The sequence below is a fragment of the Nitrosomonas sp. TNE100 genome (assembly GCF_055387135.1).
This window is the reverse complement of the sequence record NZ_AP040997.1, coordinates 1302004-1328412: the sequence shown is the minus strand read 5'-3', so window position 1 is coordinate 1328412 and position 26409 is coordinate 1302004. Positions and strand designations below refer to the sequence as shown.

Annotated in this window: 25 protein-coding genes and 1 pseudogene; 13 read left to right on the top strand and 13 right to left on the bottom strand. The window is 49.7% G+C overall.

The window, feature by feature from the left end; all coding sequences use genetic code 11:
* Positions 1–47: 47 nt before the first annotated feature.
* From ACZ5EJ_RS06380 to ACZ5EJ_RS06360, 5 genes are all read right to left on the bottom strand, one after another.
* Complete coding sequence (locus ACZ5EJ_RS06380) at positions 48–707, bottom strand: hypothetical protein (protein WP_218117890.1); 660 nt, start codon at positions 705–707, stop codon at positions 48–50.
* A complete protein-coding gene (locus ACZ5EJ_RS06375) occupies positions 689–1201 on the bottom strand; it encodes a biosynthetic peptidoglycan transglycosylase (RefSeq protein ID WP_464557694.1) in 513 nt (170 codons plus the stop codon). Before ACZ5EJ_RS06375 ends, ACZ5EJ_RS06380 begins: the two co-directional genes overlap by 19 nt.
* A gap of 196 nt (positions 1202–1397) precedes the next feature.
* Complete coding sequence (locus ACZ5EJ_RS06370) at positions 1398–1946, bottom strand: DUF6624 domain-containing protein (protein ID WP_464556775.1); 549 nt, start codon at positions 1944–1946, stop codon at positions 1398–1400.
* Positions 1947–1972: 26 nt separating this feature from the next.
* Positions 1973–2818, bottom strand: a complete 846-nt coding sequence (locus ACZ5EJ_RS06365; RefSeq protein WP_022675713.1) for an ANT(3'')-Ia family aminoglycoside nucleotidyltransferase AadA6 — start codon at positions 2816–2818, stop codon at positions 1973–1975.
* A gap of 17 nt (positions 2819–2835) precedes the next feature.
* Positions 2836–3681, bottom strand: coding sequence for an ANT(3'')-Ia family aminoglycoside nucleotidyltransferase AadA6 (locus tag ACZ5EJ_RS06360; protein ID WP_022675713.1), 846 nt, complete (start codon positions 3679–3681; stop codon positions 2836–2838).
* A 101-nt stretch (positions 3682–3782) separates the two neighbouring features.
* On the opposite strand from ACZ5EJ_RS06360, the gene ACZ5EJ_RS06355 reads away from it, so the two are divergent.
* Complete coding sequence (locus ACZ5EJ_RS06355; RefSeq protein ID WP_011634422.1) at positions 3783–4772, top strand: integron integrase; 990 nt, start codon at positions 3783–3785, stop codon at positions 4770–4772.
* A gap of 135 nt (positions 4773–4907) precedes the next feature.
* Here ACZ5EJ_RS06355 and ACZ5EJ_RS06350 read toward each other — a convergent pair whose 3' ends face one another.
* Positions 4908–5453 (bottom strand): DUF924 family protein, encoded by a 546-nt coding sequence (locus tag ACZ5EJ_RS06350; RefSeq protein WP_041353761.1) that lies wholly within the window; start codon positions 5451–5453, stop codon positions 4908–4910.
* Positions 5454–5750: 297 nt separating this feature from the next.
* Here ACZ5EJ_RS06350 and ACZ5EJ_RS06345 point away from each other — a divergent pair, with 297 nt between their 5' ends.
* The 7 genes from ACZ5EJ_RS06345 (at position 5751) to ACZ5EJ_RS06315 (ending at position 10660) form a co-directional block, all read left to right on the top strand.
* Positions 5751–6110 carry a DUF3824 domain-containing protein gene (locus tag ACZ5EJ_RS06345; protein ID WP_041353492.1) on the top strand — a complete coding sequence of 120 codons (360 nt, stop codon included), beginning with the start codon at positions 5751–5753 and terminating at the stop codon, positions 6108–6110.
* 85 nt (positions 6111–6195) lie between these two features.
* Positions 6196–6486 (top strand): PepSY domain-containing protein, encoded by a 291-nt coding sequence (locus tag ACZ5EJ_RS06340; protein WP_011634419.1) that lies wholly within the window; start codon positions 6196–6198, stop codon positions 6484–6486.
* A 68-nt stretch (positions 6487–6554) separates the two neighbouring features.
* Positions 6555–7241 carry a response regulator transcription factor gene (locus tag ACZ5EJ_RS06335; protein WP_464556773.1) on the top strand — a complete coding sequence of 229 codons (687 nt, stop codon included), beginning with the start codon at positions 6555–6557 and terminating at the stop codon, positions 7239–7241.
* A complete protein-coding gene (locus ACZ5EJ_RS06330; RefSeq protein ID WP_011634417.1) occupies positions 7238–8575 on the top strand; it encodes an ATP-binding protein in 1338 nt (445 codons plus the stop codon). Before ACZ5EJ_RS06335 ends, ACZ5EJ_RS06330 begins: the two co-directional genes overlap by 4 nt.
* 84 nt (positions 8576–8659) lie before the next feature.
* Positions 8660–8905 carry a hypothetical protein gene (locus ACZ5EJ_RS06325; RefSeq protein ID WP_041353760.1) on the top strand — a complete coding sequence of 82 codons (246 nt, stop codon included), beginning with the start codon at positions 8660–8662 and terminating at the stop codon, positions 8903–8905.
* A complete protein-coding gene (locus ACZ5EJ_RS06320) occupies positions 8905–9333 on the top strand; it encodes a TA system VapC family ribonuclease toxin (RefSeq protein ID WP_011634415.1) in 429 nt (142 codons plus the stop codon). Before ACZ5EJ_RS06325 ends, ACZ5EJ_RS06320 begins: the two co-directional genes overlap by 1 nt.
* Before the next feature lie 22 nt (positions 9334–9355).
* On the top strand, positions 9356–10660 hold the full coding sequence (locus ACZ5EJ_RS06315; RefSeq protein ID WP_464556771.1) for a M18 family aminopeptidase: 1305 nt from the start codon (positions 9356–9358) through the stop codon (positions 10658–10660).
* Positions 10661–10678: 18 nt separating this feature from the next.
* On the opposite strand, the gene recD is transcribed toward ACZ5EJ_RS06315, so the two are convergent.
* From recD to recC, 3 genes are read right to left on the bottom strand one after another with little or no spacing between them, the layout of a single operon-like run.
* Positions 10679–12724 (bottom strand): exodeoxyribonuclease V subunit alpha, encoded by a 2046-nt coding sequence (gene recD, locus ACZ5EJ_RS06310; RefSeq protein WP_464556769.1) that lies wholly within the window; start codon positions 12722–12724, stop codon positions 10679–10681.
* A complete protein-coding gene (gene recB / locus ACZ5EJ_RS06305; RefSeq protein WP_464556767.1) occupies positions 12721–16407 on the bottom strand; it encodes an exodeoxyribonuclease V subunit beta in 3687 nt (1228 codons plus the stop codon). The genes recD and recB overlap by 4 nt, the downstream gene beginning before the upstream one ends.
* A 15-nt stretch (positions 16408–16422) precedes the next feature.
* Positions 16423–19989 carry an exodeoxyribonuclease V subunit gamma gene (gene recC, locus ACZ5EJ_RS06300; RefSeq protein WP_464556766.1) on the bottom strand — a complete coding sequence of 1189 codons (3567 nt, stop codon included), beginning with the start codon at positions 19987–19989 and terminating at the stop codon, positions 16423–16425.
* A gap of 218 nt (positions 19990–20207) precedes the next feature.
* Between recC and ACZ5EJ_RS06295 the strand changes: the two genes are divergently transcribed.
* From ACZ5EJ_RS06295 to ACZ5EJ_RS06275, 5 genes and pseudogenes are all read left to right on the top strand, one after another.
* Complete coding sequence (locus ACZ5EJ_RS06295; RefSeq protein ID WP_177165369.1) at positions 20208–20381, top strand: hypothetical protein; 174 nt, start codon at positions 20208–20210, stop codon at positions 20379–20381.
* A 546-nt stretch (positions 20382–20927) separates the two neighbouring features.
* Complete coding sequence (gstA, locus tag ACZ5EJ_RS06290; RefSeq protein WP_074710592.1) at positions 20928–21536, top strand: glutathione transferase GstA; 609 nt, start codon at positions 20928–20930, stop codon at positions 21534–21536.
* A 229-nt stretch (positions 21537–21765) separates the two neighbouring features.
* A pseudogene (locus ACZ5EJ_RS06285) lies at positions 21766–22523 on the top strand (IS5 family transposase).
* A gap of 37 nt (positions 22524–22560) precedes the next feature.
* Positions 22561–22980 carry a glutathione S-transferase N-terminal domain-containing protein gene (locus ACZ5EJ_RS06280; protein ID WP_369668790.1) on the top strand — a complete coding sequence of 140 codons (420 nt, stop codon included), beginning with the start codon at positions 22561–22563 and terminating at the stop codon, positions 22978–22980.
* Between the two features lie 20 nt (positions 22981–23000).
* The gene (locus ACZ5EJ_RS06275; RefSeq protein ID WP_464556764.1) at positions 23001–23588 is read left to right on the top strand and encodes a DUF938 domain-containing protein; all 588 of its coding nucleotides are present in this window, start codon (positions 23001–23003) and stop codon (positions 23586–23588) included.
* Between the two features lie 129 nt (positions 23589–23717).
* Here the strand turns inward: ACZ5EJ_RS06275 and ACZ5EJ_RS06270 are convergent, their stop codons facing one another.
* From ACZ5EJ_RS06270 to ACZ5EJ_RS06255, 4 genes are all read right to left on the bottom strand, one after another.
* Positions 23718–24344 carry an alpha-ketoglutarate-dependent dioxygenase AlkB family protein gene (locus tag ACZ5EJ_RS06270; RefSeq protein ID WP_011634406.1) on the bottom strand — a complete coding sequence of 209 codons (627 nt, stop codon included), beginning with the start codon at positions 24342–24344 and terminating at the stop codon, positions 23718–23720.
* Positions 24320–24568 (bottom strand): Ada metal-binding domain-containing protein, encoded by a 249-nt coding sequence (locus ACZ5EJ_RS06265; RefSeq protein WP_041353490.1) that lies wholly within the window; start codon positions 24566–24568, stop codon positions 24320–24322. Before ACZ5EJ_RS06265 ends, ACZ5EJ_RS06270 begins: the two co-directional genes overlap by 25 nt.
* A 185-nt stretch (positions 24569–24753) precedes the next feature.
* Positions 24754–25467, bottom strand: coding sequence for a 2OG-Fe(II) oxygenase (locus ACZ5EJ_RS06260; protein WP_011634405.1), 714 nt, complete (start codon positions 25465–25467; stop codon positions 24754–24756).
* A 2-nt stretch (positions 25468–25469) separates the two neighbouring features.
* Entirely contained in the window at positions 25470–26315 is an 846-nt protein-coding gene (locus ACZ5EJ_RS06255) for a bifunctional helix-turn-helix domain-containing protein/methylated-DNA--[protein]-cysteine S-methyltransferase (RefSeq protein WP_011634404.1), read from the bottom strand.
* Positions 26316–26409 lie beyond the last annotated feature (94 nt).

Sequence of the window (26409 nt, the reverse complement as noted above, 5' to 3'; positions counted from 1 at the left end):
CGTAGCGGTTTTGGCGTCCGGTTGAATGACTGGTTAGATTTTAAGCCCTATTGCAAGTTTATTGAGATCTGTTGTACAAAGGACAGCCAAGAAGAGTAGCACCGGATGGATGCTTTACTTGGCCGCGGTGCTCCCGGTGTTCTCTTGAGTTTTTCGACAACTAGCCACATCGTCTGACTGATCTTGGACGTGATTGGATATGCTGAATGGTTCGGAATCATGTTTTGATCAATGAACCCTCTTTGTATAACTTTTGGACCCCTCTCATTATTGGCTTTCCAGAATGTAAGCTCCCGTTCGTTATGTGCACTGACCTTGCCGGATTCAAAAGAGAACGACCAATTTGTAAATTCCTCGCGTAGTTGGTCGAACAGCCTCTCTGAGACTATGAATAAGTCTAGATCCGAAGCGTCGCCGTAGGGCTGCCCGAGCTTTTGTGGCGACAGCGAGGAACCTAAACGTGCGCTACCCGTAAGGCCGACCTCCTTGGGGTCCACGCCGAGCATTACACCAAGCCAGGACCGCATGGATTCGTACACGGCAGGGCATTCCTTGAACGCCCACGGGATGCCCTCGGACAGCCACAGCCGCGCAAGCGCGTACCTTGCTTGCGCGCCCCCGTGCTTCCCGGCCGCGGCAACATCGGCTGCCGCAGGATATGCTTGCAGCATGCTTTTTAGATGGCTAGCTACTTTGAACTGATCCACATTGCGTCCTGCGGCACGCTAGGATGGTTTACTTGATCGGAAAAGGCGAGCGACAGCAAGTGTGTTGTTCTCTTTTTGATCTGTGTTTTGCGTCGCGCGCCGGTGACACGCGGCTCTGGGTACTTCAGCCGTGCTACAAGGCCTGCGGCATCCGCGGACCTCATACTCAGCGGATCAAGCCGGAGTCGGCTGCACGCTTGTGAAAAGCTATTCATACGCCATCCATAATATGCCAACGATATGTAATACGCGGGAAGTCGCTCTCTACCGTAAATGGAAGTAACCAGTATGGCGAGCACGACCTCTCGAACCTTTCGCGGGAAGGACCGTTCGTAGCTCCCTGTAAGCGTGCGGACGAGTTGCATAGCTATGGTGGAGCCACCTTGCCGCGAGCCGTGAAGGCTTCGCCAAAACGCACGGCAGAGCGCGAAGATATCCACTCCGCAGTGGTGCCAGAAGCGGTGGTCCTCGCCAACAATAAGCAATTGCTCCATAGATTTCGGTGGTACCGGATATTTGCCGGATGCGAGGCCGCGCTCCACTGCGCTTATGCCAACCTTTATCGCAGCCCACTCGATTTTAATTTGCTTTCGCATCAGTGTATCCGTGAAATCTAACGCTAGCCGTAACCGGCGCATTTATAGTGAGCAACGCGAGCGGAAAATGCGTCCGAGTTGACGGCATTGTTAGCTATTTTTTTGTGCGATTAGCGATCGTGGCATTGTGCCTCTCTTGTATTCGCCGCGTTGTCTCAGAGAGGGGCTCAAGACCTAATTCCTTGCGTAAAATATCCACTCTCTGAGGATCTTGAACTGGTAGAGGATATGCGACTCCATCCTCATCAATATCATGCTGCGTGCCATAAATCTGCGGTTTCCCGGATTTTGCGAGTACTCGGTCTTGGAGATAAGCGACGCACCACCCTTCCGCTTCGCCCTGAACTGTTGCCGCTTTCAAAAGAGGCAGGCATTCATCCATAAACCCAATATCCAAAACTGCATGTTGAACGATCAACCATGCAGCCTCAGAACCTTCCTTACCGACAAGACTGATACTCGGCCATCCATATTGGCCAATGATCTCTTTGACGCGCATGTTGTTCTTTTCGTGAAGCGCCCTCATCCTCGGATGATATTCAGTGGTGCCTAACTCACCGCTATCGATCAATTCTTGCAAAACTCGTTGGTCTTCTTCTGCCATTGAGAGCAGTTCATCCTTCAATGCTTGGTTCACGCTCATGACCTTTTTGATGGCTAACGCCTGAATTAAGCCGCGCCGCGAAGCGGCGTCGGCTTGAATGAATTGTTAGACATCACTGGCATGGCACTAAGCAATTTAGTGGCTTCATGTTTCACGAAGTGAACGAACGCCGCCAACTGATCCGCGCGTGAGGCCAAGCAATCTTCTCCTTGTCCAAGATAAGCCTGCCGGGCTTCAAGCAGTACGGGCTTATGTTGATCTGGCAGACGCTCCATTGCCCAGTTGGCAACGATATCCTTCGGTGCGATCTTGCCGGTTGCTGCGCTGTACCAAATGCGAGACAAGGTAAGCACTACATTCCGCTCATCGCCTTCCCAATCCGGCTGCGAATTCCATAGTTTCAGAGTGTCGCTCAATGCCTTGAATAGATCGCCTTCCGGAACTGGGTTAAAGAAATCCTCTGCGGCCGAACCTGCCAATGCAAGGCTATGCTGCCTTACTTTAGTTAGCAGAATAGCCAGATCAACATCGGTTGTGGCGGGCTCGAAGATGCCCGCAAGAATGTCCTTACGCTGCCACTCCCCGAATTGCAGTTCCCGTCTGGCCGGATAACGCCAAGGGACAACATCACCATGCACGACGATGGTAACTTCCAAGGCGCGGAGAGCCTCACTTTGGCCAGGGGAGGCAGAAATTTCCAAGAGATCTACGACCAGGGCTTGTCGGACAGTCTCATCGAGCCGTGCAGCCACAGTAACCAGCAAATCAATATCACTGTATGGCTTCAGGCCACCGTCCAGTGCAGAGCCGTACAAATGCACGGCCAGCAACGTTGATTCCAGATGACGCTCGATGGCGTTGAGAGCCAGTGATAGCTGTACCGAAATCTCGGCGGGTACTGCGTTACTCATGATGTCTAACGCCTGAATTAAGCCGCGCCGCGAAGCGGCGTCGGCTTGAATGAATTGTTAGACATCACTGGCATGGCACTAAGCAATTTAGTGGCTTCATGTTTCACGAAGTGAACGAACGCCGCCAACTGATCCGCGCGTGAGGCCAAGCAATCTTCTCCTTGTCCAAGATAAGCCTGCCGGGCTTCAAGCAGTACGGGCTTATGTTGATCTGGCAGACGCTCCATTGCCCAGTTGGCAACGATATCCTTCGGTGCGATCTTGCCGGTTGCTGCGCTGTACCAAATGCGAGACAAGGTAAGCACTACATTCCGCTCATCGCCTTCCCAATCCGGCTGCGAATTCCATAGTTTCAGAGTGTCGCTCAATGCCTTGAATAGATCGCCTTCCGGAACTGGGTTAAAGAAATCCTCTGCGGCCGAACCTGCCAATGCAAGGCTATGCTGCCTTACTTTAGTTAGCAGAATAGCCAGATCAACATCGGTTGTGGCGGGCTCGAAGATGCCCGCAAGAATGTCCTTACGCTGCCACTCCCCGAATTGCAGTTCCCGTCTGGCCGGATAACGCCAAGGGACAACATCACCATGCACGACGATGGTAACTTCCAAGGCGCGGAGAGCCTCACTTTGGCCAGGGGAGGCAGAAATTTCCAAGAGATCTACGACCAGGGCTTGTCGGACAGTCTCATCGAGCCGTGCAGCCACAGTAACCAGCAAATCAATATCACTGTATGGCTTCAGGCCACCGTCCAGTGCAGAGCCGTACAAATGCACGGCCAGCAACGTTGATTCCAGATGACGCTCGATGGCGTTGAGAGCCAGTGATAGCTGTACCGAAATCTCGGCGGGTACTGCGTTACTCATGATGTCTAACGTTCAGTATACACCGCAAGCGGTGTATACTTCTTCACAAGAAGGTGTATAACAAATTTATTATTTGATAACACAATGAATTTAAAAAAAGTATGAATAAAATGCCACCATCTCATGCGCCGACTTCACCCAAGTTACTTGATCAGCTTCGTGACAAGCTGCGTTTAAAGCATTACAGCATAAGGACTGAGGTGCAATATGTCCAGTGGGTACGGCGCTTCATTTTATTTCATGATAAACGGCATCCACAGGAGATGGGGGCCGGGGAGGTGGAGGCTTTTTTGACACATCTTGCTGTATCGGGCAGGGTGGCGGCATCAACGCAGAATCAGGCACTTTCAGCTTTGCTGTTTTTATATCGGGAAGTGCTGGAAATCGATTTGCCCTGGCTTGACAACGTGGTGCGAGCAAAGCGGCCGGCACGTTTGCCGGTGGTGCTGACGCATAATGAGATACAGGCGGTGTTGGGTCGGATGACAGGAGCACATGGCTTAATGGCGCGCTTGCTGTATGGCACCGGTATGCGGTTAATGGAATGTGTACGTTTGCGGGTTAAAGATGTGGATTTTGAGCGAGCTGAAATACTGGTGCGCGATGGCAAGGGGGCAAAAGATCGGGTAACAATGTTGCCGCAAAGTTTGATCCCGGTTTTGAATGAGCATATACGACACCGGCGATTGCTCTACGAGGATGATCTGGCCAAAGATATGGCCGCAGTGTATTTACCGGATGCACTGGAGCGAAAATATCCAAAGGCGGCGACTGACTGGATTTGGCAGTATATTTTTGTTGCCAAGAGCTATTCAGTTGATCCGCGCAGTGGTGTAGAGCGACGTCATCATATGGATGAAAAATTGCTGCAGCGTGCGATGAAGAAGGCAGTGCTGGCAGCGGGAGTGACCAAGCCAGCTACACCACATACCCTGCGCCATTCCTTTGCCACGCATCTTTTACAAGCTGGCTATGATATTCGTACAGTGCAAGAGCTATTGGGGCATAGTGATGTTGCCACCACAATGATTTATACCCATGTACTGAACAAAGGTGGCAAAGGTGTGATCAGCCCGCTGGATCATCTGTAAAACTGATTAATCAGAATGTTTCCAGTTGCCTAACGCTTATAGGCAGTTCAAGGACAAAGTTAGCAAAAGAATGGAAGCTTTTGAGCAAACTTTAAACGCAGAAATGGCAGCACAGGTAGTTTTTTTACAGGCTCCTTAATGGAAATGTGAGAGTGGCTGCTTCAGAAACGCTTGTTCTTCCGGCGTGGAAATTCGTCCCAAAATTTTATTTCTGTGCGGGTAGCGGCCAAAATGGTCAATGATGGCTTTGTGTCGCTGTTCGTAGTAATAGCTTTTTGCCGAGGCAAAATCCTTATGGAGTGCTGCTGCCACGACATGTATCTGCCGCGATTCACTGTGCATATAAGGCAGCAACAGGAAACCGCGTTGCTTCTGATTCAATGACTGCAGTGCGCCGGAAGCGACAGCTTCCTGGGCAAGCGCCAATGCCATGGGATCCTGGGCAAATGCCTGTGGGGTATCACGATAGACATTACGCGAAAATTGATCCAGTACGATGATTTCAGCAAGACGGCCTGTCGCAGTCGTCCGCCATGAAAACAATTCGGCAGCGGCGGCCTGCTGAATCAAACCGGAGAAACGCTGACGAATCAGTTCATCAAAGTTTGCATCAGCAGAAAACCAGAGTTTTTCCTTGATTTCCTGGAACCAGAATGACAGAACCTCTGTGTATATTTTCATTACCATGCTATCGAGTTTCGAAAAGTTAACGTGCAAACCTGATATCTCGAATCACTAAATTATTACACCTGGTTTTAACGCCTCTCAGATGTGTGATCTGGTTCACGGTGCCCTCAAAAACCGGGAAAACCAGATTGTGATTCCAGTGGGGTGCCATGCTTAAAACGATAGAAATTACACTAATTGAACGATGGTTGGGTAGTGGGTTTTCCTATTCAGCTTGGGTTCAGGCTGGGTGTCCTAACATTGGTAGCATCAGGAATCAACCTGAAAAGAATAATACCAAGGAGAAATATCATGAACGTCAAAACCAAAAAACTGATTGGTCTGGCACTAACCACATTATTGACTGCCAGTCTGGCAACACCCTCCTTGGCGCACGCTGATAGAGGACATCATGGCCATTCCCATCATAAGCATAAGCGCCATAAGCATAAGCACCACCACCATCACCATCATGATCATGATCATCATCGGCACTCTAACGGGCATATGCACATCTATAGTCAGCCGCCTGTCTATTATCAGCAACACTACCCGCAATCACAATATAATTACAATTACAACTATTACCCCCCGGCTCCGGTATATGTTGTACCACCCCGAATGAATATGGGGATCAGTGCCGGGAATGTGGATTTTATGTTACGTTTCTGATGCGAAAGGCGAGAGGCAGATCTAAATTAAAAACTTATTCTGCTTCCGCCTGATTTTAATTATCGGCGTGCAAGGATAAGGGTTTATGAATGGATGGCAGCAAGCGTTATTGGTTGTGCTAATCATGATCGCTGCAATATCCGACACCACCGCCAGCCGACCTAATACAGCCAGTGAGCGCAGCAAAGCAGGCAGTTCAGCAAACGGCATTTCGGAACAGCGAGCAATCGCCATCGCACAACAACATTTCAGGGGACGTGTGCTGGCAATCAACCGAACTGATAATCTCTATCGCATTAAAATACTGAGTGACCAGGGCATAGTGCATACCATTCTGATCAATGCACAGAATGGCGCGGTTGTATCCACGCATTAATCTTCAAAGTAAATTTCATGATTCAATTCAACGCATTTTATTGTCACCCTGTGAGACAAGAGGCTTGAATGCGCATTCTGGTTATCGAAGATGAATTCCTTTTGCAAAACCAGATTCGTCAGCAACTGGAAGCAGCAGGTTACATGGTTGATACTTGCAACAATGGCGAAGAAGGGTTGTTTCTCGCTACGGAATACCGTTTGAATGCCGCCATTATCGATATTGGCCTGTCCGGTAAATCCGGTCTGGATGTAATCAAGGCACTGCGACAGCGGGGCAGTCTCCTGCCAATTTTGATTCTGACCGCGCGCAGCAGTTGGCAAGACAAGGTGCGCGGCCTGGAAATGGGTGCGGATGATTACCTGACCAAGCCATTTCAAATGGAAGAACTGCAAGCCCGGGTCAAAGCATTATTGCGCCGTGCCAACGGCATCCCGCAGACCTTGCTGGAATGCGGCCCTATCGCGGTGGATATGACAGCACAACAGGTTTCCATCAATGGTGTAAATATCGAATTAACCTCATTTGAATACCGCTTGCTGGAAGAACTGGTGCGTCATCGTGGTGAAGTGCTTTCTAAACAAATACTTGCAGACGCCCTTTATCCACATGACGAAGATCGAGACAGCAATGTGCTTGAGGTCATGATTGGCAGGTTGCGGCGCAAACTTGATCCCGCTGGTACATTAAAGCCAATTGAAACCATGCGTGGGCGTGGCTACCGTTTCATACTGGAATGTAATAAATCGGCATGATGTCGCTCAATCAGCGTGTCCTGCTCAGTGCAACGCTGGTATTACTGGTTTTTATTGGCGGCATTACGTTTACATTGGATCGCGCTTTCTACGACAGTGCACGCATAGGGGTGAAGGATCGCCTATTTGCAAAACTGTTAATGCTGATGGGTGATGCCGAAGTGGAAGACGGCGAACTGGATGTGCCTGTCAATCAGCTGGATGTGGAATTTGAACACGTCAACTCGCATACTTATGCCTTCATCATCGGCCCTGCCAACACGATCATTTGGCGTTCCATCTCGTCATTGAATAAATCTATTCCGGCTATTGCCCCACTGGGACAGGGAGAAAAAATATTTGAGCAGATCCTGCTCAATGACGAACCACACTTTATCTATCGCTACGGCATCGCTTGGGAAACCTCCTCTGGCGGTTACCCGCTGACTTTCAACGTCATAACCGATACCACGCTGCTTGATGCCCAGATAGAACGTTATCGTGAAGATCTATGGGGTTGGTTGGGTGTCATGGCGGTAGTTCTGCTCGCTGCACAAATGCTGGTATTACGCTGGGGGCTGCTGCCATTACGCAAAGTTTCCGTGGAGCTTGCCGCAATTGAATCCGGTCGACAGGAAAGCCTCAAGGGTATCTATCCCAGAGAGCTTAAACTACTGACTGACAGCATTAATTCCCTGATTACCCATGAACACAAGCAGCAGAAGCGCTATCGCAACGGTCTTGCTGATCTGGCGCACAGTCTGAAAACACCACTTGCTATACTGCAAGGCGCGATTCATGGTGAGGACGAGGAGGTCATCCGGCACAAAACAATTCAAGAGCAAATCGACCGCATGGATAACACCATCCAGTATCAATTACGCCGTGCCGCGACTGCCGGCAGCTCACCAGGCATGGGGTTGATCTTGTTACGCCCGATGATCGACAGAATCATCAACACGGTGACCAAAGCCTATCGCCACAAGCATCCGGATATTACAGTGAACATTGATAACAGCATCCGTCTGCGCATTGACGAAGGCGATCTGATGGAACTGCTTGGGAACTTGATCGACAATGCATTCAAGTGGTGCCGTTACAGCATTCATTTATCTGCCGGTTATCAGGGAAATCAAGTGGAAATTCAAATCAGGGATGACGGCCCCGGTATCCCACCGCATGAAATCGCCCGCATTCTGGAACGTGGTGCGCGTGCCGACCAATCCACCTCTGGCCACGGTATTGGCTTGGCCATAGTACGCGACATCATGCAGGTATATGGCGGTGAATTATTGATTGAAAACCATCCTGTTGGGGGACTCAGCGTCATACTGCACTTCGAAAGAAGCAAATAACAGCCTGCACTCCCAAGATTGGGTGGCATGATCGCATGGTGTGATAACATCATGATGCGTATACATCAGTCAAAGGAGTTTATTGTGCGTACCACGATAGATATTGAGAACGATGTTCTTGCCGCCGCAAAGGAAATTGCCCGTACGGAAAATGTAAGCGTTGGCAAAGTTATATCACGTCTTGTGCGCCAGGCTCTGGCTGGCCATGTTGCCGAAGTATCTTCTCCTGACGATGCCTCTTCTGTAACCGGTTTTCGGCCATTTCCATCGCGTGGCGTAATTGTCAGCAACGAACTTATTAATCGCCTGCGTGATGAAGAAGGTATTTGATGCGCGCTTTGCTTGACGTCAACGTGTTGATTGCCCTGCTTGATGCGGGCCATGTCCATCATGTTCGTGCCAGTCAATGGCTGGAGCAGGAGATCATCCACGGTTGGGCTTCTTGTCCGCTCACCCAAAACGGGTGTCTGCGCATCATGACTCAGCCGGCCTATCCGGAAGCATTGTCGCTGGCTGCTGTGGCCAGCCGATTAGCACAGGCTATAGCGCATCCAACCCATGCATTTGTAGCAGATGATTACAGTCTGCTGGATGCAGAACAAGTAAACTGGCAACAAATGCTTGGTCATTGGCAAATTATTGACAGTTATTTGCTGGGGCTCGCTGTACGCCATCATTGCCGTTTTGTCAGCTTCGATTCGCGCCTGAACCCGGACATTGTTTCAGGTGCAAGCCAACAACATATTGTAATTTTATAACTTCCCTTTAAAAACAGAGATCATGACAGCTCAAACGTATGTGCAGAATCTGCTGGATTTTATCGACAAAAGTCCAAGCCCATGGCATGCCGTTGCTTCGATCGAAGCAGAGATCGAAAAATTTCAATTCATCCGGCTTGATGAAACAGCCAGATGGCAGTTACATCCGGGCAGGCGCTACTATGTGGTGCGAGATGATTCCTCAATTATATTATTCGTACCGGGACAGACACCACCGGCAGAATCCGGATTCAGAATTATCGGCGCACATACCGATTCTCCCGGATTGCGAATCAGACCCAATGCCGCAACTGCCAGTGATGGTATTGTCCGGTTGGGGGTTGAAGTTTATGGCGGCCCCATTCTCGCCACTTTTGCTGATCGTGATCTAAGCCTGGCCGGGCGCGTCAGTTATTCCTACGGGCAGGGACATCTTGCACATAAATTAGTGCGTATTGATCATCCTTTGCTGCGCATACCGAACCTGGCAATTCACATGAACCGGGGCGTCAATGAAGAAGGATTGAAGCTGCACAAACAGAATGAATTGTTGCCATTCCTTGCGCAATTGACCAACGATCAACTGCCGCAATCCTGTTTTTTGGCGCTGCTGGAACAGATGACAGGAATTGGTGCTTCACAAATCCTGTCCTGGGATTTGGCTGTTTACGATACACAGAAAGGGGCATTCTGGGGGGCAAACCAGGAGTTTTATACCAATAGCCAGATTGATAATCTGGCGTCCTGTCATGCCGGATTACAGGCAATGCTGGATGATACTGCGCTTAACCATGCCGCAAATACGCTTGTTTGCGCATTTTTTGATCATGAAGAAATTGGCAGTGAAAGCCATATTGGTGCGGGCGGCAGTTTCTTGACAGATTTGTTACAGCGGATCAGCCTGGCCACTTCTCCAGATCACGAAGATGCTGCGCGTGCACTAGCGCAGAGTTTTCTCATTAGTGCAGATATGGCACATGCCTATCACCCCAACTTTCCCTCGGCTTATGATGCAGATCACAAGGTATCCGTGAACCAGGGGCCGGTAATCAAATTCAATGCCAATCACCGCTATAGCTCAGAAAGTATTTCTGCCGCTCATTTCATTCACTGGTGTGAAGCAGCGGATGTACCTTATCAGCGCTATTCACATCGCTCAGATTTACCTTGTGGCAGCACAATCGGGCCGATGACTTCAGCCAAACTGGGTATACGCAGTATTGATATCGGTTGCCCGATGTGGGCCATGCACAGCATCCGGGAGAGCGCGGGCGTGCAGGATCACGAATATATGATCAAAGTGTTGAAACAGTTTTTATTGAGTTAGCGTACCAGCCGCTCCTGATCAGGATGATCCGGCAAACAATCCGCCGGAGCGCTGGACCGTTCTGGAAACGGCTTGATCAATAATATTGCTGTTTCCGGTACAAATGATGGATAACCAGCGTTTTCCCCGGGTGATGCCGGTATAGATCAACTCTCGTGTCAGAACGGGATTCAGTTCGGGTGGTAGCAGTAGGGCACAATGCTCAAATTCCGAGCCTTGTGATTTGTGAACAGTCAGTGCAAAAACAGTTTCGATTGACAAGAGACGACTGGGCAGCACCCAGTGAATACCACCGCTGCCATTTCCTCTGGCAAAGGCAACCCGTATACCCCATTCCAGTTTTCCGGTTGTCCTGTTAGGCGTGGGATAGCTGAGCGCTATCCCGATGTCCCCGTTCATCAAACCAAGCGCATAATCATTGCGGGTGACCAGTACCGGGCGCCCTTCATACCAGATGCTGCCAGGTTTAATCAACTGGTGTCTGGCCAGCAGTGCTTCAATATGCTGATTCATGCCGCTGACCCCAAATGGGCCATTTCTGAGCGCACACAGCAACTGAAAACGGCCGTGCGATTGCAACACCTGATGCGCCCAGGCATCAAATGCAACTTTTTCTGCATCCAGTGGTGGCCGCTCTGCTTTAATGATGCCCAGATAACCCGCAATTCCTTGCGGTGTATCTTTTTCTCCAGATTGGCCGAGCAGGATGGTTGCCAGGCGGCTATCTTCGAGATCAGGTAAATTATGACGGAACAAGTCATCATAGCCTTGCGTCCAGATTGTGCGAATGGTTTCCGAATCAGCAGTATTGACTGCACGGGCCAGTTGCCCGATGCCGCTGGCAGCATCAAATCGCCAGTTTGTCCGCAACATCACAATATGCTGGTCAAGTGGCAAGCCGTTTGTATCCAGCAGAACGGGATCAATCTTTTCTCCGGCGGCCGTTTCAACCCATTGGGCAGTTTCAGGCTGGAAATGCCCTTGCTGAGCCCGGTGGCACAAGGCACCCAGCACAGAACCTGCTTCAACAGAAGCCAGTTGATCCTTGTCTCCCAGGATAACCAGGCGAGCGTGAGGGGGCAAGGCAAGGAGTACGGCTGCCATCATTTCCAGATCAATCATGGAGCCCTCATCAATCACCAGTACATCCAGTGGCAACGGGTGGCGTGCATCATGCCGGAACAGCCGGGAATCCGGACGCGAGCCCAGCAAACGGTGCAGGGTTGTCACGTTGCTTGGGATGCTCGTTTTCAGCGTGGTATCGTCCTGAATAAAAGCGGGCAGCTTGTCGATGGCGCCGGTAATGGATTCCTTGAGGCGTGCTGCTGCCTTGCCAGTAGGGGCGGCCAGGCAGATTTTAAGGGGGCATTCCGGATGCTGGATGAGCGCAATCGATTGCAGCAGTGCCAGCAGATGAACTACAGTGGTCGTTTTTCCGGTTCCTGGCCCGCCGGTGATGATACTGAATGCACTGCGGGCAGCAAGTGCACAAGCGATTTTTTGCCAGTCTGTTTGTGTATACGTGGTACCGCTGGGTGGAAAAAGTGTATTCAGTTTGTCTTTGAACTCAATTTCAGGCAACTGGCTGACAATCTGCTGACTACTGGTCAGCCGCTGGTAGATAGCAGCTTCCACCTGACGTTCATAACGCCAGTAGCGGCGCAGATACAGACGAGGGCCAGCAAGCACCAGCGGCGTATTCCTCTCACCCTTACTGATCAGTTCCGTTTGTGGTTGCATAAACCAGCCGGATGTTTTCCAGTCCGCCAGAAGAACGCTGATATGCTGAATTTCTTTTCTGGCAGAGGGTTCATTCTGGCCAGAGGGCAACGACAACGCCGTACAAGGATCGCTTAAGATATTGTCCAGATCCAGACAAACATGACCTCGTCCCAGTTGGTGACTGACCAGAGCGGTTGCCAGCATCAATACCGGATCCATAGCAGGAACTTCAGTTTTTAAAAAACGTACCAAGGCAAGATCCAGCTCGCGCAGCCAGCCACGGGTAACCCAGCTTTCCAGCAGAGCCAGTATTTCCTGCGGGTTTGTTGCTGGAGTGCTCATGCGCTACCTTCTGTCTTCCCGGCAAATAGCTCATCCAGCGTGTCCATTAACGTTCCCGGGGGGCGTTCAAAATGGACACCGGCTGTGGGTGCATCAATCCCGCGCACGAAGAGGCAAGCGGCACCGCCCACATGTTGTTCGTAATTGTAATCGGGCAGACGGGATTTAAGGAGCCGATGCAAGGCAAACAGATAAATGACGTATTGCAGATCGTAACGGTTGGCACGAATCACCTCGTCCATGGCAGCCACAGTGTAATCCTGATCTGTGGCACCGAGCCAGTTTGACTTGTAATCCGCAACGTAATAGCGCCCATCATATTGAAAAACCAGATCGATAAAACCCTTGAGCATTCCGTTTAACTCACTCTGCGTCAGATGCGGACGCGGGCGACTTGCCAGTGTCTGTTCGATCACGGCGGCATCCAGCAGAGTCAGATCGACGTTGCTGGCTCCAGCCCAGAATTCCATTTCGGCTTTAACAACAGTCAGCGTATTGAGGCAAATTCCAATTGAGCCAAACGGCAGGGATGTGGACAGCATGCGCTTGACCCAGTCAACAAGTGGTGCAACCCAGGTTTCCCAGTGGCGCATCTTGCAACGACGCTCAATGGTGTCACGCAAGTCGGTTTCATCACTCGATACAATAGTAAAGCCGGTGTTGGCGACCCATTCCATCAGTTCATGCAGAAAGATGCCCGCTTCAGCTCCTTTGAAAAAATGATGAATGGTCACGCTTGCCGGTTGTTCTGAAACAGGCTGTAGTGAGATGAATGAGCGTTCGAGTTGCTCTTCCAGGAGATTTTCTGCCTGCGGTGTATCTTCCTGAGCTATTCGCGTGGATGGAACATTACCATCAACCCGAAGCGCCGAATAACTGCTGATGCGCCAGTTTTCTCTCACCACCCGCAGCGGGCGGCAAGCCTCACCCGGCGGGGCAGATCGGGTTTCTGCAACATATTGCCCAAGATTGTTGTCCGGTTTGTCCGTCATGCAGAAATCAGGGTGTTCCTGTACAAAAGACTGGAGAGCGTCAAGATATTGTTCAGCCGGGGTAGCTTTCAATCTGAACAAATGACCAACCGCGCTTGACTTGTTCTTGATGGGTGCCAAACCCATCCAGGTCAGATAGCAGGCACGCGTCAATGCCACATAAAGCTTGCGTACGTCTTCACGGAGGCGTTCCAGATCGGCACGTGCCATGATTTCGGGGTGAGCAGCAAGGGAAATTTTTAATGTGCCCTGATCGTCGTGCCATTTGAGCGGGATATCACTATTTTTGATAGGCCGGGTTGTGCAGATGAACGGTAAGAAAACCAGCGGATATTCAAGCCCCTTTGATTTATGAATGGTGACAACTTTCACCAGATCGCTATCGCTTTCCAGACGAAGTTTTTTGCTATCTGTTTCCCCCTCGGGGGCAGCAATTTGCTCGGCCAGAAAACGGATCAACGCATGTTCACCCTCCAGCGTAAAGCTTGCCTGCTGTAATATTTCTGCCAGATGAAGCAGGTCAGTCAGGATGCGTTCTCCGCTCTGGCCGTTGAGATTCTCCTTGAGCGCAAGCAGGCGATCGCCGCATTTAAAATCAATCAGGATGCGGCGCAGCATCGGGAGCACTCCCTGCTTTTGCCATAACTCGCGATAGCCCTTGAATTGAATCACCCGGGCTTCCCACGCCGCTTCATCCGTATTGAGAGCATCAAGCTCTGCTAGTGTGAGGCCCAGCGATGTGGTGGACAGCGCCGCGCGTAGCAGGCGATCGTTGTCAGGTTCAGCACAGGCGGCTAGCCAGCGATGGATTTCGGTTGCCTGACAGGTGGCATAAACCGTGTCCTTATCGGACAAATACACTGAACGGACGCCCCGTTGCAGCAAAGCCTGGCGGATGTTGGTGGCTTCATTTCCGTTATTGACCAGAATGGCTATATCCCCTGGCCTGACTGCCCGGAAAGGCATGTCCTGGCCGGCAAACCCGGCCTTTGCAGATTTCCCGTCGTTCAACCAGTCAACGATCCGGGTTGCACAGAGGGCAGACATCTGCTCAATGTAATCGGTGTTTGAGAGTTCCATCTGTTGGGCTGAAACAGCCAGCAGCATGGCGGGCAATGTCTTTCCCTCAATCTGGAATGTATCCCTGCGGCCATTGGCTTGAACTTCCAGGAAAGGCACGGGGTTACCATCTCCGGTTCTGAACAGGAATGCGCCGCGAGAATCCGCCTGGTTTTCAACAGATGCAAAGCAATGATTGACAGCATCAACCATCGCTTGGGTTGAGCGGAAATTTGTATTCAGCGTGTAGAGTCGTCCCTCAACTGCTCTCCGGGCCTTGAGATAGGTATGAATATCTGCTCCCCGGAAAGCGTAGATTGCCTGCTTGGGATCACCGATCAGGATGAGCGCACAATCATTTCGATTGCCGGAAATCTCATAAATATGTTCAAAAATCCGGTACTGAACAGGATCGGTATCCTGAAATTCATCAATGAGCGCAACCGGAAATTGCTGGCGAATGACTTGAGCCAGCCGCTCGCCATAAAGGCCGGTGAGGGCGGTTTCAAGGCCGGTCAGCAGATCATTGAAACCGATCTGGGCGCGGTGTTTCCGAATGGTGTCAAATTTTTCGGCAATCCAGCGGGCGGCATGGCTTAGCAGTTCAATCCTGGGATCGGGCAGGTTATCAAGTGCTTCCTTTAGCACAGGAATTGCATCGAATGCGGGATGATGGGGGGAGGTACCTTTTTTCCATGCTTTCGTGATCCCTTCCGGCGTCAAACGCTCCCAACCCTTACCAATGTCTACGCTATCCATGGCGGGATCATTGGCCCAATCTCTCAGCTTATTCAACCAATTGGTGTACCAGTCAGCACGCAGTTTGCGCCCATCAATCTGGCCGGCTGCCTCAGCAGCATCAAACAGCACCTGTAATTCATCTGCCCAGAGTGCCCAAGGTTGTTTGAGCTTGGTCAGTAGATTCTGTTTGTTTTCCTGGCTGACACTGATAATGGCCGATGGATCCGTAGCAGATAAATCAGGCAATTGATTCACATAATCGAGCAGGGGGGTGACAGCCTTTTCCAGTTCGGTAGGGCTTTTCCAATAACCATTAATCCGGACAATCTCTTCCAGGGTAAGCGGGTAGCAAAAAATCCGCCAATAGTCCCGTACCACTTCTGCCCGTAATTCTGTTTGATCAGTTTCTAGCTCCTGGGTAAAGAGACTTTGGCTATCAAAGGCATGTTCCCGCAGCATCCGGTTGCACCAGCCATGAATGGTCGAGATGGCTGCCTCATCCATCCATTCAGCTGCCAGTTCCAGTTTGCGGGCGCAGGCAGCCCATTCGGCAGGTGAGTATTCGAAGAGCAACTGCTGCAGCGGATCAGTATCGTTCAGTGATTGCGCATTTATCGGGTCAGCTCGAAAGAGGCGGGCGGCTTCTATCAGACGTGCGCGAATCCGATCGCGTAGTTCCTTGGTGGCGGCCTCCGTAAAAGTTACCACCAGAATTTCTGGGGGTGTCAATGCGCCACCGGAAAAGGCAAATTCCCCCTGATGTCCCAGGATCAGGCGAACATAGAGCATGGCGATAGTGAAAGTTTTGCCAGTACCGGCGCTGGCTTCGATCAGATGGCTCCCGGTCAAAGGGAGGGTAAAGAGATCAAGTGGTGTGATGTTCTGGCTCATGGTGTGTACTGGCCCTTATTCCGGATTTTTGGCATTTACCTCAAGTGTGCCGGCATGGTGCATCAACGGCGCGTACAGATCATCACAAAGCTGCGTAAAGCGGCCGTTTGACCACAGTTGTGCAAAGGCTGGATAAAATCGCTGCAGATAGGTGCTCTGACTGGCTTCACCAGTACGCTGGTAGCCATCTTCATATTGGCTGCGGGCAGTGCCAACAGCCTTTTGCTTACATGCCGCAAGAGAGCCGTTAAAAGGTGTTCCTTCTTTTTCCAGCCAGGCAAAACCGGTTTTGGGCGCCAGTGGCAGTGGCGTACACAAGCCGTTAACGTAGGCTTCAATAATCATGTTGAAGTACTGCCTGGCGAGATCCGGCGTCAGTGGATTAATTTGTACCGGATCATTTTTGCCAATGATCCGTGTTGTGATCGGCTGGCCATCGAGATGTGCGGCCAGGTGGAATATCCAGGCAGCAAGCAGTTTGTCATGACGGCATTTGTTATTTTTCAGCAAATCGCTGGAACTCAGTTCGATCCGGCAGTATTTATCACCATTACTTGTATTGCTCGTGTTGCTTGCATCATGCATACAGTAGCGCTGTGTGATGCACCCCTGCACAGTGATTGCCAGACCATTAGTGGTGACGTATGGATACTCAAATGCCTGGTCTTCCAGCGGAAATGGCCAACTGGCAATCGCTTCGCGATAACACTTAAACATTTTGTCCAAAGGATCGGCCAGGGTTGCTTTCAGCAAATCCGCCATTCCGCCAAGCGGCAGCTCACCTCGTCGCCGGGCGCGATCCAGTTGTTGTTCCACTGCGGCTGTTTCGTCATTTTCATGATTGACAGCATCTAGTCGAGCCTGAATCAATTGATCCTGGAGTGACCACTGTTCCAGTCCATCCAGAATGAAAGGCTCGTGATCTTCGCTGGTCAGGTCATCCATTTCGTAATAAATACCCAGCCGTTCACGGCAGAAGGTTTTGACGGGATCTTTCAAAAAGGCGATCAGCTGTCCGAGCGAGACAGGGCTATTGAAAACAGGCAATGACAAAGGAGGCTCCGTAGCAGCTGGAGTCGCTGGACTGATAAGTTTGCGCTCCCATTCGCGCGCATAGGTGAACAACGCTGAGGTGGCCGGATCCTTGCCAAAATAATCCTGGCTGAAAGCTTGCAACTTGTGTTCAACCGTCAGGGCAGCCAGCAGATCGTTGTCCGGGGAATCCGCCAATTGCCAGCAGGCTGCGATGTGATCCCGCAACTGGCTGACCAGTACGGATGGCGGTAGATCGGAATTATCCAGTATGCTTTTGCCCACCCAGCTGATATGCAGTTTCTCCCGAGCGGAGAGCAGCGCTTCCAGAAACAGATAACGATCATCTTCCCGGCGGGAACGATCGCCCGGGCGTATATCCCGTGCCATCAGATCAAAATCGACGGGTGGGTGGGTACGGGGAAATTCACCATCATTCATGCCGAGCAGGCAGACCATCCGGAACGGAATAGCACGCATTGGCATCAAGGTTGCAAAGGTCAGTTCGCCGGCCATGAAGCGTTGCGCCAGGTTAGGCTGATCAATCTGGGCCAGCCAGTGTTCACGGATAACAGCCAGCGGGATCATTTCGGTAAAACTGGCGGCTGTACAAGCTTCAAGCCAGGCATGCAAGCTGGTTTGCAACTGCAAAAGCAGGGCTGTGTCTTCTGCTGTCTCGCTCTTGAAAAAGCCCTGAAGCAGGAATTGCAACCGCTGGCCCCAAATGGCAGGTGTGGCAGGCTCCGCAAAGGTTTCGGTAAGTGTTTCAAGTTGGATCAGCAACCGGGACAAGGAGCCAGTCAGCGCGGCTTCCAGCCCTGAAACCTCACCATAGGGTTCAATGTCACGCCAACTGTAATCTTCGCGTCCGGTGGGATCACAGCCGACGGCATAGCCCAATAACATACGCTTGAGCCCTTGCGCCCATGTATTTTGCTCAAGACTTTCCTGAATAAATTTCGCGCGATGGCGGGCACTCAACCCCCAGCGGATGTTGGTTTGTCTGATCCATTGATGCAGGCGTGGCAAATCATTAATGCCGATCCCGAAACACTGTCTGACAGCTGGAACGTTAAGCAGATCGAGCAGGTCACTGACAGTCAAGCGTGATTCTGGCACATCCAGCAAAAATTCCAGGGCAAATATAAGTGGCGCTTGCTGGCGTTGCGTGAGATCAGCCATTGAAAATGGAATATAACGCGCATCAGAATGCTCAACTTGTCCAAAAACTGCTTCAATATAGGGTGCATAGGCATTTACATCAGGCACCATCACGATAACATCACGCGGCCGCAGTGTTGCATCTGCATTGAATGCTGCCAGCAGTTGATCATGCAGAATTTCAACCTCGCGCTGTACGCTGTGCGCGCGATGAAAGCGAATTGAGCGATCGCTGGCAGGATCGATTGCCGGCCAGGTATCGCGTGATTCATCCACCGTTCGCAGCAGGCGGATATCGTCCTGCAACTGGTTCAGCAGCGTTGATTCTCCATGGCTCTGAAACAGATCAATCCGCTCGCCGACTTGTTCAAATCGGGCGCGGTAGGCATCAGGTTCATCCAGCTCATCCAGCAGGGCAATGTAATCACGGCCCTGCTTTCCCCACGCAGCTAGTAATGGATGGGCATACAGATGCAAAGCATCTTCCGTGATAGTTGCAGGTGTATTGTTTTTATGAGCATGCCGGTTTGAGGTTCGCCGGGCGTGGTCTTTTTCAGAGAGAAGATTGGCCCAATAATGCTCGCAGGGATTGTGGACGCACAAAAGAATCTGCGTGACAGGCGAGATGGCCAGTAATACTTCCAGCGACTGACGCGGCAGTGAAGACAGACCAAATACAGAAACACGGCGAGGCAGCCCGTCAGGCCGGTTTTTCAGTTTCTTGGCGGCATCCAGAAAACGCTGATGCACAACTGCCCGGCTGCTCTGGCTGGCGACTCCCACGTCTTCAAGCAAAGCGCGCCACAGCATAGCCTGCCAGCAGTGAGTCGCATCGAGCGGGCGAGCAATATGGTGAGTGTTGTACAGTACATGTTCCCCTCTGGCCCAGGCGGCGAGCCAATCGGCACGATAGACCTGGTACTGATCGAAAAGGTCGGCAATTTTTTCAGCCAGCTGGTAGCGCTTGCGAAGATCACTGTCCTGTTCCAGAAAACGTGCCAAGGGTTCATAACCCGGAAGGGGGATAACGTCTGGCAGGAGACGCATCAAGCGCCAGATGAGCAGCGGTTTATCAAATGGGGAGATGTCCGGCACAGCATCAGGCCCCAGCACGGCCCGATAAACCCGCCAGATAAAGCGGGCGGGCAGCAGCATATCGAGTGCTGCCGCAATACCACAACCACTGCCGGGAGTATCTGTTGTATTTGCTGCCAGCGCGAGCTTGAGCCATTGAGCAATCCCGTTGCTTTGCACAAGAATGATTTCATCTTCCAGTGGATCTAGCGAATGTGCCTTGAACCAGTGCACCAGCAACTGCCGCAAAAGCTCGGGCTGATTGCCATGGATAACCATGAAACCGTTTGTAAACTGACCCTGGCCTTCAGGCAAAGCAAAGCTCCCTTTTTATTGTGCTGGAAGTATTGGGTGTATTCCATCCAACTTTGCGATGACGATGATGGCGGTCTACTACAACCTGAAGCGATTGGTCTACTTCAGAGAGACAGAAATCAAGGCCTTTTGATACCCGAAATGGGCCAAATCGCCAATGCCCGGGGCGATTCAGGGTAAAAACGGCGCAACATCGCCAGGAAAAGCGGCGATTTGTCATGGAAATTGAATCGAATTCAATCGCGCTCATCATTTCGCGACCGGATTTACTGAAAACCTCGGGTTATTCAAGGTGCCCAATCGTGGGTTTCGCATTATCGTCGTTGGTGTTGTTTGTGGTGGAAATTGAAAAATTACTGGTACACAGAAAATGGATTGATGTGGATGCTTAAGATTTTCTACCCGTTTAAATTGCCTGAAACGTTAGGGTGGTGGAATAAATCAAGATTTGAACTCAAGTGCTCATTCGCTCGTTAATTTCTAGATTTTTATAGACTCCGGCACACCTGGCTTAGCCATTTTGTTGAGTGCAGATGCACTCATCCATGCTTTTGTTTTTCGCGGCAGGTATTACCTACCGTGAGCTGCCGTTTTCACGGGGTGCCACTCAGCGATTGCTGCCTCCGCAAATCAAATCGGGATATCACCCCATCGCCGTAATCCGTTGTTATACTTGTATCAGTTTGTCACTTGATAACGAGATTTTTTGATCTTAAGACGACGGACTTCGTTGTACTGATAGGGGATTGTTTTTTACAGGTGAAATTTCTCAGCATCGTGCCTCACAGGCTATATTCTCGACGCTAAGCCCAGTTTATTCAACCATGTCTCGCTTAAAGTGACGGCATGCCAGCCCACCCTAAAGATACATTTTTGCGCTTAATGCGACAAAATCCAGAATTGTCCGTCAATCACAATTCTGACCAATGGAGACTATTATGAAACTATATTATGCACCGGGCAGCTGTTCTTTGGCCCCTCACATCGCGTTGCGTGAAGCAGGTCTTAACTTTGAACTGGAGAAAGTAGATCTCGCCAGCAAGCAGACTGAACACGGTGAAGACTTCACCAAGATCAATCCCAATGGTTATGTACCCACCCTTAAACTCGACAACGGCGAGATTCTGAGCGAAGTCGCTGTACTGTTGCAATACATTGCTGATGAAAAGCCGGATGCTAAATTAGCGCCGAAGTTTGGCAGCATGGAGCGTTATCGGTTGATGGAATGGCTAAATTTCATCGCAACGGAGATCCACAAAACACTGGGTGCACTTTTTCATCCCAACATTACGCCAGAATGGAAGGCTGCTCAACTTGCCACCTTCAGCAAGCACTGTAATTTTTTAGCCGATCAGCTTGATGGTAAGCAATATTTGCTGGGTGACCTGTTCACCATTGCGGATGCGTACCTGTTTACGACACTAAGTTGGACCAAGTTTCATCAGGTCGATATGAGCAAGTGGCCAGCACTCACGGATTATATGACCCGCATCGCTGCGCGCCCAGCAGTTATCGAAACCATGCAGAAGGAAGGGTTGATACGCTAGTTATTCGCGCGCAGGCTAAAAGTTAAATTTTTTCCCGAGTTTTGACCTCATTCCTCTCGACAGAAACCAGCCATAGGGCTACCCATTAGGGTTTGGTCGCAAAGCTATCGGGTTCCTTAATCAGGGTTTTCGAGCATTCACTTGATTCTAAAATGGTTTCTTAATGCTAGATAGTGTAGTCATGAGACAAGAAATATGAGATCCTTTTAAGAAATTAAAGGAGATTTGCATGACACCATCCCATCGCAGGCATGATATTTCAGATAAGGTATGGTCGCTACTTGAGGGGCATTTACCAGGTAGAGAAGGGGCATGGGGAGGGATAGCCACAGATAATCGTCGGTTTATCAATGCTGTTTTATGGATTATGCGAACAGGAGCCCCGTGGCGGGATTTGCCGCCGGACTATGGGGGGTGGAGTAATACCCACCGTCGCTTTATTCGCTGGCGTGACAAGGGTATCTGGGAAAAATTGCTGGAAATCCTGATGGATGATCCGGATTATGAATGGCTGATGATAGATACCAGTCACGGCAAGGTTCACCCACATGCCAGCGGGGCCAGAGGGGATAATCAGGAGATGAATCGGGCGAAAGGGGGCTCAACACCAAGATACATCTGGCCGTGGATGCGCATGGTATGCCGCTCAGAATCCTTGTTACACAAGGTACCACTGCTGATTGCCCGCAAGTTGGCCGCCTGATCGAAGGGATGGATGCAGATCATCTGCTAGCAGATCGTGGCATGACCGTAATGCCATTATTGAACAGGCGGAAAAACGGGGAGTGGAGGTTGTTATTCCTCCAAAGAAGAACCGGAGGACGCAAAGGCATTATGATCAAGTGCTGTATAAACTGAGGTATTTCGCCGAAAATACTTTCCTTCATCTCAAAAGGTAGCGTTGCTAACAGACACACCCAAAATACCTCTTCTTTCCTTGCCGCCGTACAAATTAGATGTCTCGCCCTCTGGGTGGATATCTTGTGACTACATTATCTGCTAAAAGCAGTGGTTATGACATAATGTGCAACAATTTTTATTTGAATTTTTAGGTGGTCAATATATGCGTTTGGTATTTAAACTTATTCGAATTATTTTAACCCCTTTTATGCTAATCGCCGAAAAGCTAACCACACCTAAAGGCATAAATCGTGATAGTGAAGCGCAAGCCCAAGTTGATGCAGACTGCAGTCAGTTAGCTTTGTATGAGTTTAAGGCTTGTCCATTTTGTATTAGGGTACGTAAAGAAATGGCCCGGTTAAGCCTGAATGTTGTTAAGTACGACGCCCTGGATAATTCAACCCATCGCCAAGCTCTCAAAGCGGGTGGAGGTCGGATTAAAGTCCCTTGCTTACGTATTAGCCATGATAACGGAGAGGTGCAATGGTTGTATGAATCTAACGATATTATTGCCTACTTGCAGCAACGCTTTGCGGCAGAATAACCTAAGTAGGTAAAAAAATAGTGCTAGCATTTTCTCAAGCTTGTGAAAATAACAAAGCGCCTATTCTGCAGGTGTTGACGCAGGTATTTCAGCATAGCAAGCGGGTGTTAGAAATAGGCAGTGGCACCGGCCAACATGCCGTCCACTTTGCTAAGCACTTACCACACTTAAACTGGCAAAGTAGCGATCAACCGGCTTATTTATCCGACCTTAGCGCCCGGATCCAACAAGCTAACTTAGCAAATTTACCTGCCCCGCTAGCTTTAGATATTACTAGCTCGGTGTTTAGTGCTGAAAAAGTGGATGCGCTGTTTACTGCTAATACCTTGCATATCATGCCGTGGCAGATAGTTGAACAACTGTTTCAACGCTTAAATGAGTTTTGCTTACCTGAAGCACAGCTGTGTATTTACGGCCCTTTTAACTACAATGGCCAATTTACCAGTGCCAGTAATGCTAGTTTTAATCAGCATTTACAACAACGCGATCCGTTAATGGGCATTCGTAATATTGAAGATGTGATTGCCCTTGCCGCTAAGGCTGGCTTCAACTTGCAGCAAGATTACGACATGCCCGCTAATAACCGATTATTGCACTTTAAACGCTAAGCTAAGCTGTAACAGGTAACTGTTGCTGCGCCTGCGAGCCTGTTCACCCTATTCACAGAAATGGGTAGGTAGGCAGTGTTTTCAGTGTGGAATCTTTGGCTAGATATTCCATTGTTTTGAAAAATTCTATTACGTCACCTCAATACCCTGATTCACAATCATGCGGAATGTTAAATTAACGCGGGGGGTATGGATGGTTTTGGTTGGGGGCAATCGGTGAAGCCAATGGGTTTGGGTGGTTCCTTTCATCACTAACAGGCTACCATGTTCCAGCAGGATGTAAACGGTTTCCTTGCTGCGCTTATGCTTAAATGCAAACTTCCGTTCTGCACCCAAGCTTAAGGAGCCGATCGCCCCGTCTCTTTTCAGATCTTTTTCTGCATCGCTGTGCCACGCCATGCCTTCGGAGCCATCATGATAAAGATTCAGCAGGCATGAATTGAATGTCTCCCCACTTACCTGCTCAGTAATCGTTTTTAACTCCAATAAATCCTGCGTCCATGGCAGAGCCTGTTTGGTGATTTTCGAATACGTGTATTGAAAGGGTGAATTCGCGTACCAGGCGACATGACGTTTGGTCAAAATATGTTTGCTCATAATAATCGCTTCATCCGGTTGCCACGCGATATCTTTCAGAAGTATCGCTAAATAACGATCAGATTCTTCCAGCGATAAAATTGGCCCGTAATAATTGACTTCCCCCGCTTGGGGTAACAGATTTTCAGGGGCATCTAAAGTATGCGTGATCCGGTCCATTTCTTATACGCTTCCTTCATACAATTGCCGCAAGGGCGATAACCTGCCTCGATGGCTGCTTGAGCACTGGCAAAAAATACCCGATTTTTGCGCCGCATTCTTTTGCCAGATTGACATCCCAAAGTGCCATAGATTTGCAGTTGACTGTTGCCGCCAAATTGAATGTGCAGGGCTTTTATCCCTCGCCTTACATCCTGATCACTAATTTCACTATGCCGAATCATTTTCTGGGTCTATCCACTTAACAGAGTTAGGGGTAAATTTAGGGAGTGTGACATTTTCCATTAGGTGTTCAAAATATGGGGGTACAAACCCATTTTCGTAAAATGTGATTGATTTTAGTAAATCATCTACCCCAAGTACCATCAGCCAGGATTCGTCACTCTCCCTGCCTGAGTTTATTTGATCTTTAACTTACTGCATCGTGAAAGATAATACCCATCGTATAGCGTTGCCCGCTATGCACTTCACTGACACCATGTTTCATATTCGCGCGGTAATAACCTCTGCTTCCCTTCACAGGGCGAAAGTGAGTCGTCATCATCAACATGTCGCCTTTCCTGGGTTTTAACACGATTGCCTTGGACTGTGCTCGCGATGTTTGCTGCGTTAAGACAAATTCGCCCCCGGTAAAATCTTCATCAGGTTCCGTTAAAAAAAATACGGTTTGAATTGGGAAATAAATATCCCCGTACAAATCCTGATGCAAGGTGTTAAACCCGCCTTTGCCGTATTTCAAAATCAAGGGGGTTGGCTGACATTGATGATGGTCGCGGCACTGCTTATGCAAGTCTGCCAGTTTTTCTGGAAACTGCGTTTCGATATTCAAAGCGTTCATCCATCGATTAGCAACAGGAACGAGTTTGGCATAGAGCTTTTCCCGTAAGGCCTGAATAATATCCGGCAACGGGTAGGCAAAATATTTATACTCCCCCAGGCCAAACCTATAACGCGCCATGGTTACCGTTTTGCGATAGCTGTCAGGGCAGTCGTAAAGCTCAATGAAATGACGGCACTGCACAGCCGACAAAATACCGGGCACGATCGCATAGCCTTTTTCGTGCATGTCATCAGCCACATGTTGCCAATTCGCCGCAGCTATCTTTTTCAGAGTGTCTTGCATGTTCATGCTCCCGTTCTCGCGGCTTCCCAACTAATCATCGCGGATTTTCGGGTGGCCCCCCACATATAACCGCCGATCTGCCCACTGGATTGGATGACTCTGTGGCATGGGATGAGAAATGCGACGGGATTACGGCTGATTGCCGTACCGACAGCTCTGGAGGCTTTAGGGTTGCCGATTGTTTTTGCAATATGGCCGTAGGTGGTTAGATCGCCCATCGGAATTTTGAGCAAGCATTCCCAAACTTTGAGTTGGAACGGCGTGCCGTTTAAATGTAGCTTGATTTCATCCAGCCGTGACCAATCTTTTTGAAAAATAAACAGGGCAGCCTGGTGAGATTGATTAACCCTTTGTGTATAGGAAGCATTGGGAAAGCTCTTGTTAAGATTGCTGAAAGCCAAGACTTCATCCTCTTCAAAAGCGATCCGGCAAACTCCCTTGGAGGTAGATGCGATCATCACTTTCCCAAACGGACTGTCAGCAAAACAGTAATCGATACGCAAGGCTTTGCCACCATTTTTAAATTCACCCGGCGTCATGCATTCTATATTCACAAAGAGATCGTGCAATCGGCTGGCTCCCGATAGCCCTGTCTCATACGCTGCTTCCATCAAGCTGGAATTCCTGTTTTTTAACAAACTTTTAGCGTATTCCAAACTAAGATACTGGACAAATTTCTTGGGACTCACTCCCGCCCATTCAGAAAACAGTCGTTGAAAATAAAACGGACTTAAATGTACTGCCGCCGCAATATCCTCTAAAGCAGGCTGCTGTTTAAAATTTTCTTGAATATATTCGATTGCTTTGACAATACGGTCGTAATGAGTTTGCGCTTGATCGATCATCATTTTTATCCTTCGCGTTATATTCTATCCTTCCTATCCCCATAGAATAAAAGCGAATTTTCATAAATACGACCCGAAACTTGCTGACTATCAAATT

Coding starts and splice junctions, on each gene's coding strand:
- ACZ5EJ_RS06375 (WP_464557694.1), bottom strand. CDS start 1,201: ATGGAGCAATTGCTTATTGTTGGCGAGGACCACCGCTTCTGGCACCAC.
- ACZ5EJ_RS06370 (WP_464556775.1), bottom strand. CDS start 1,946: ATGAGCGTGAACCAAGCATTGAAGGATGAACTGCTCTCAATGGCAGAA.
- ACZ5EJ_RS06365 (WP_022675713.1), bottom strand. CDS start 2,818: ATGAGTAACGCAGTACCCGCCGAGATTTCGGTACAGCTATCACTGGCT.
- ACZ5EJ_RS06360 (WP_022675713.1), bottom strand. CDS start 3,681: ATGAGTAACGCAGTACCCGCCGAGATTTCGGTACAGCTATCACTGGCT.
- ACZ5EJ_RS06355 (WP_011634422.1), top strand. CDS start 3,783: ATGAATAAAATGCCACCATCTCATGCGCCGACTTCACCCAAGTTACTT.
- ACZ5EJ_RS06350 (WP_041353761.1), bottom strand. CDS start 5,453: ATGAAAATATACACAGAGGTTCTGTCATTCTGGTTCCAGGAAATCAAG.
- ACZ5EJ_RS06345 (WP_041353492.1), top strand. CDS start 5,751: ATGAACGTCAAAACCAAAAAACTGATTGGTCTGGCACTAACCACATTA.
- ACZ5EJ_RS06340 (WP_011634419.1), top strand. CDS start 6,196: ATGAATGGATGGCAGCAAGCGTTATTGGTTGTGCTAATCATGATCGCT.
- ACZ5EJ_RS06335 (WP_464556773.1), top strand. CDS start 6,555: ATGCGCATTCTGGTTATCGAAGATGAATTCCTTTTGCAAAACCAGATT.
- ACZ5EJ_RS06330 (WP_011634417.1), top strand. CDS start 7,238: ATGATGTCGCTCAATCAGCGTGTCCTGCTCAGTGCAACGCTGGTATTA.
- ACZ5EJ_RS06320 (WP_011634415.1), top strand. CDS start 8,905: ATGCGCGCTTTGCTTGACGTCAACGTGTTGATTGCCCTGCTTGATGCG.
- ACZ5EJ_RS06315 (WP_464556771.1), top strand. CDS start 9,356: ATGACAGCTCAAACGTATGTGCAGAATCTGCTGGATTTTATCGACAAA.
- recD (WP_464556769.1), bottom strand. CDS start 12,724: ATGAGCACTCCAGCAACAAACCCGCAGGAAATACTGGCTCTGCTGGAA.
- recB (WP_464556767.1), bottom strand. CDS start 16,407: ATGAGCCAGAACATCACACCACTTGATCTCTTTACCCTCCCTTTGACC.
- ACZ5EJ_RS06295 (WP_177165369.1), top strand. CDS start 20,208: ATGGAAATTGAATCGAATTCAATCGCGCTCATCATTTCGCGACCGGAT.
- gstA (WP_074710592.1), top strand. CDS start 20,928: ATGAAACTATATTATGCACCGGGCAGCTGTTCTTTGGCCCCTCACATC.
- ACZ5EJ_RS06270 (WP_011634406.1), bottom strand. CDS start 24,344: ATGGACCGGATCACGCATACTTTAGATGCCCCTGAAAATCTGTTACCC.
- ACZ5EJ_RS06265 (WP_041353490.1), bottom strand. CDS start 24,568: ATGATTCGGCATAGTGAAATTAGTGATCAGGATGTAAGGCGAGGGATA.
- ACZ5EJ_RS06260 (WP_011634405.1), bottom strand. CDS start 25,467: ATGCAAGACACTCTGAAAAAGATAGCTGCGGCGAATTGGCAACATGTG.
- ACZ5EJ_RS06255 (WP_011634404.1), bottom strand. CDS start 26,315: ATGATGATCGATCAAGCGCAAACTCATTACGACCGTATTGTCAAAGCA.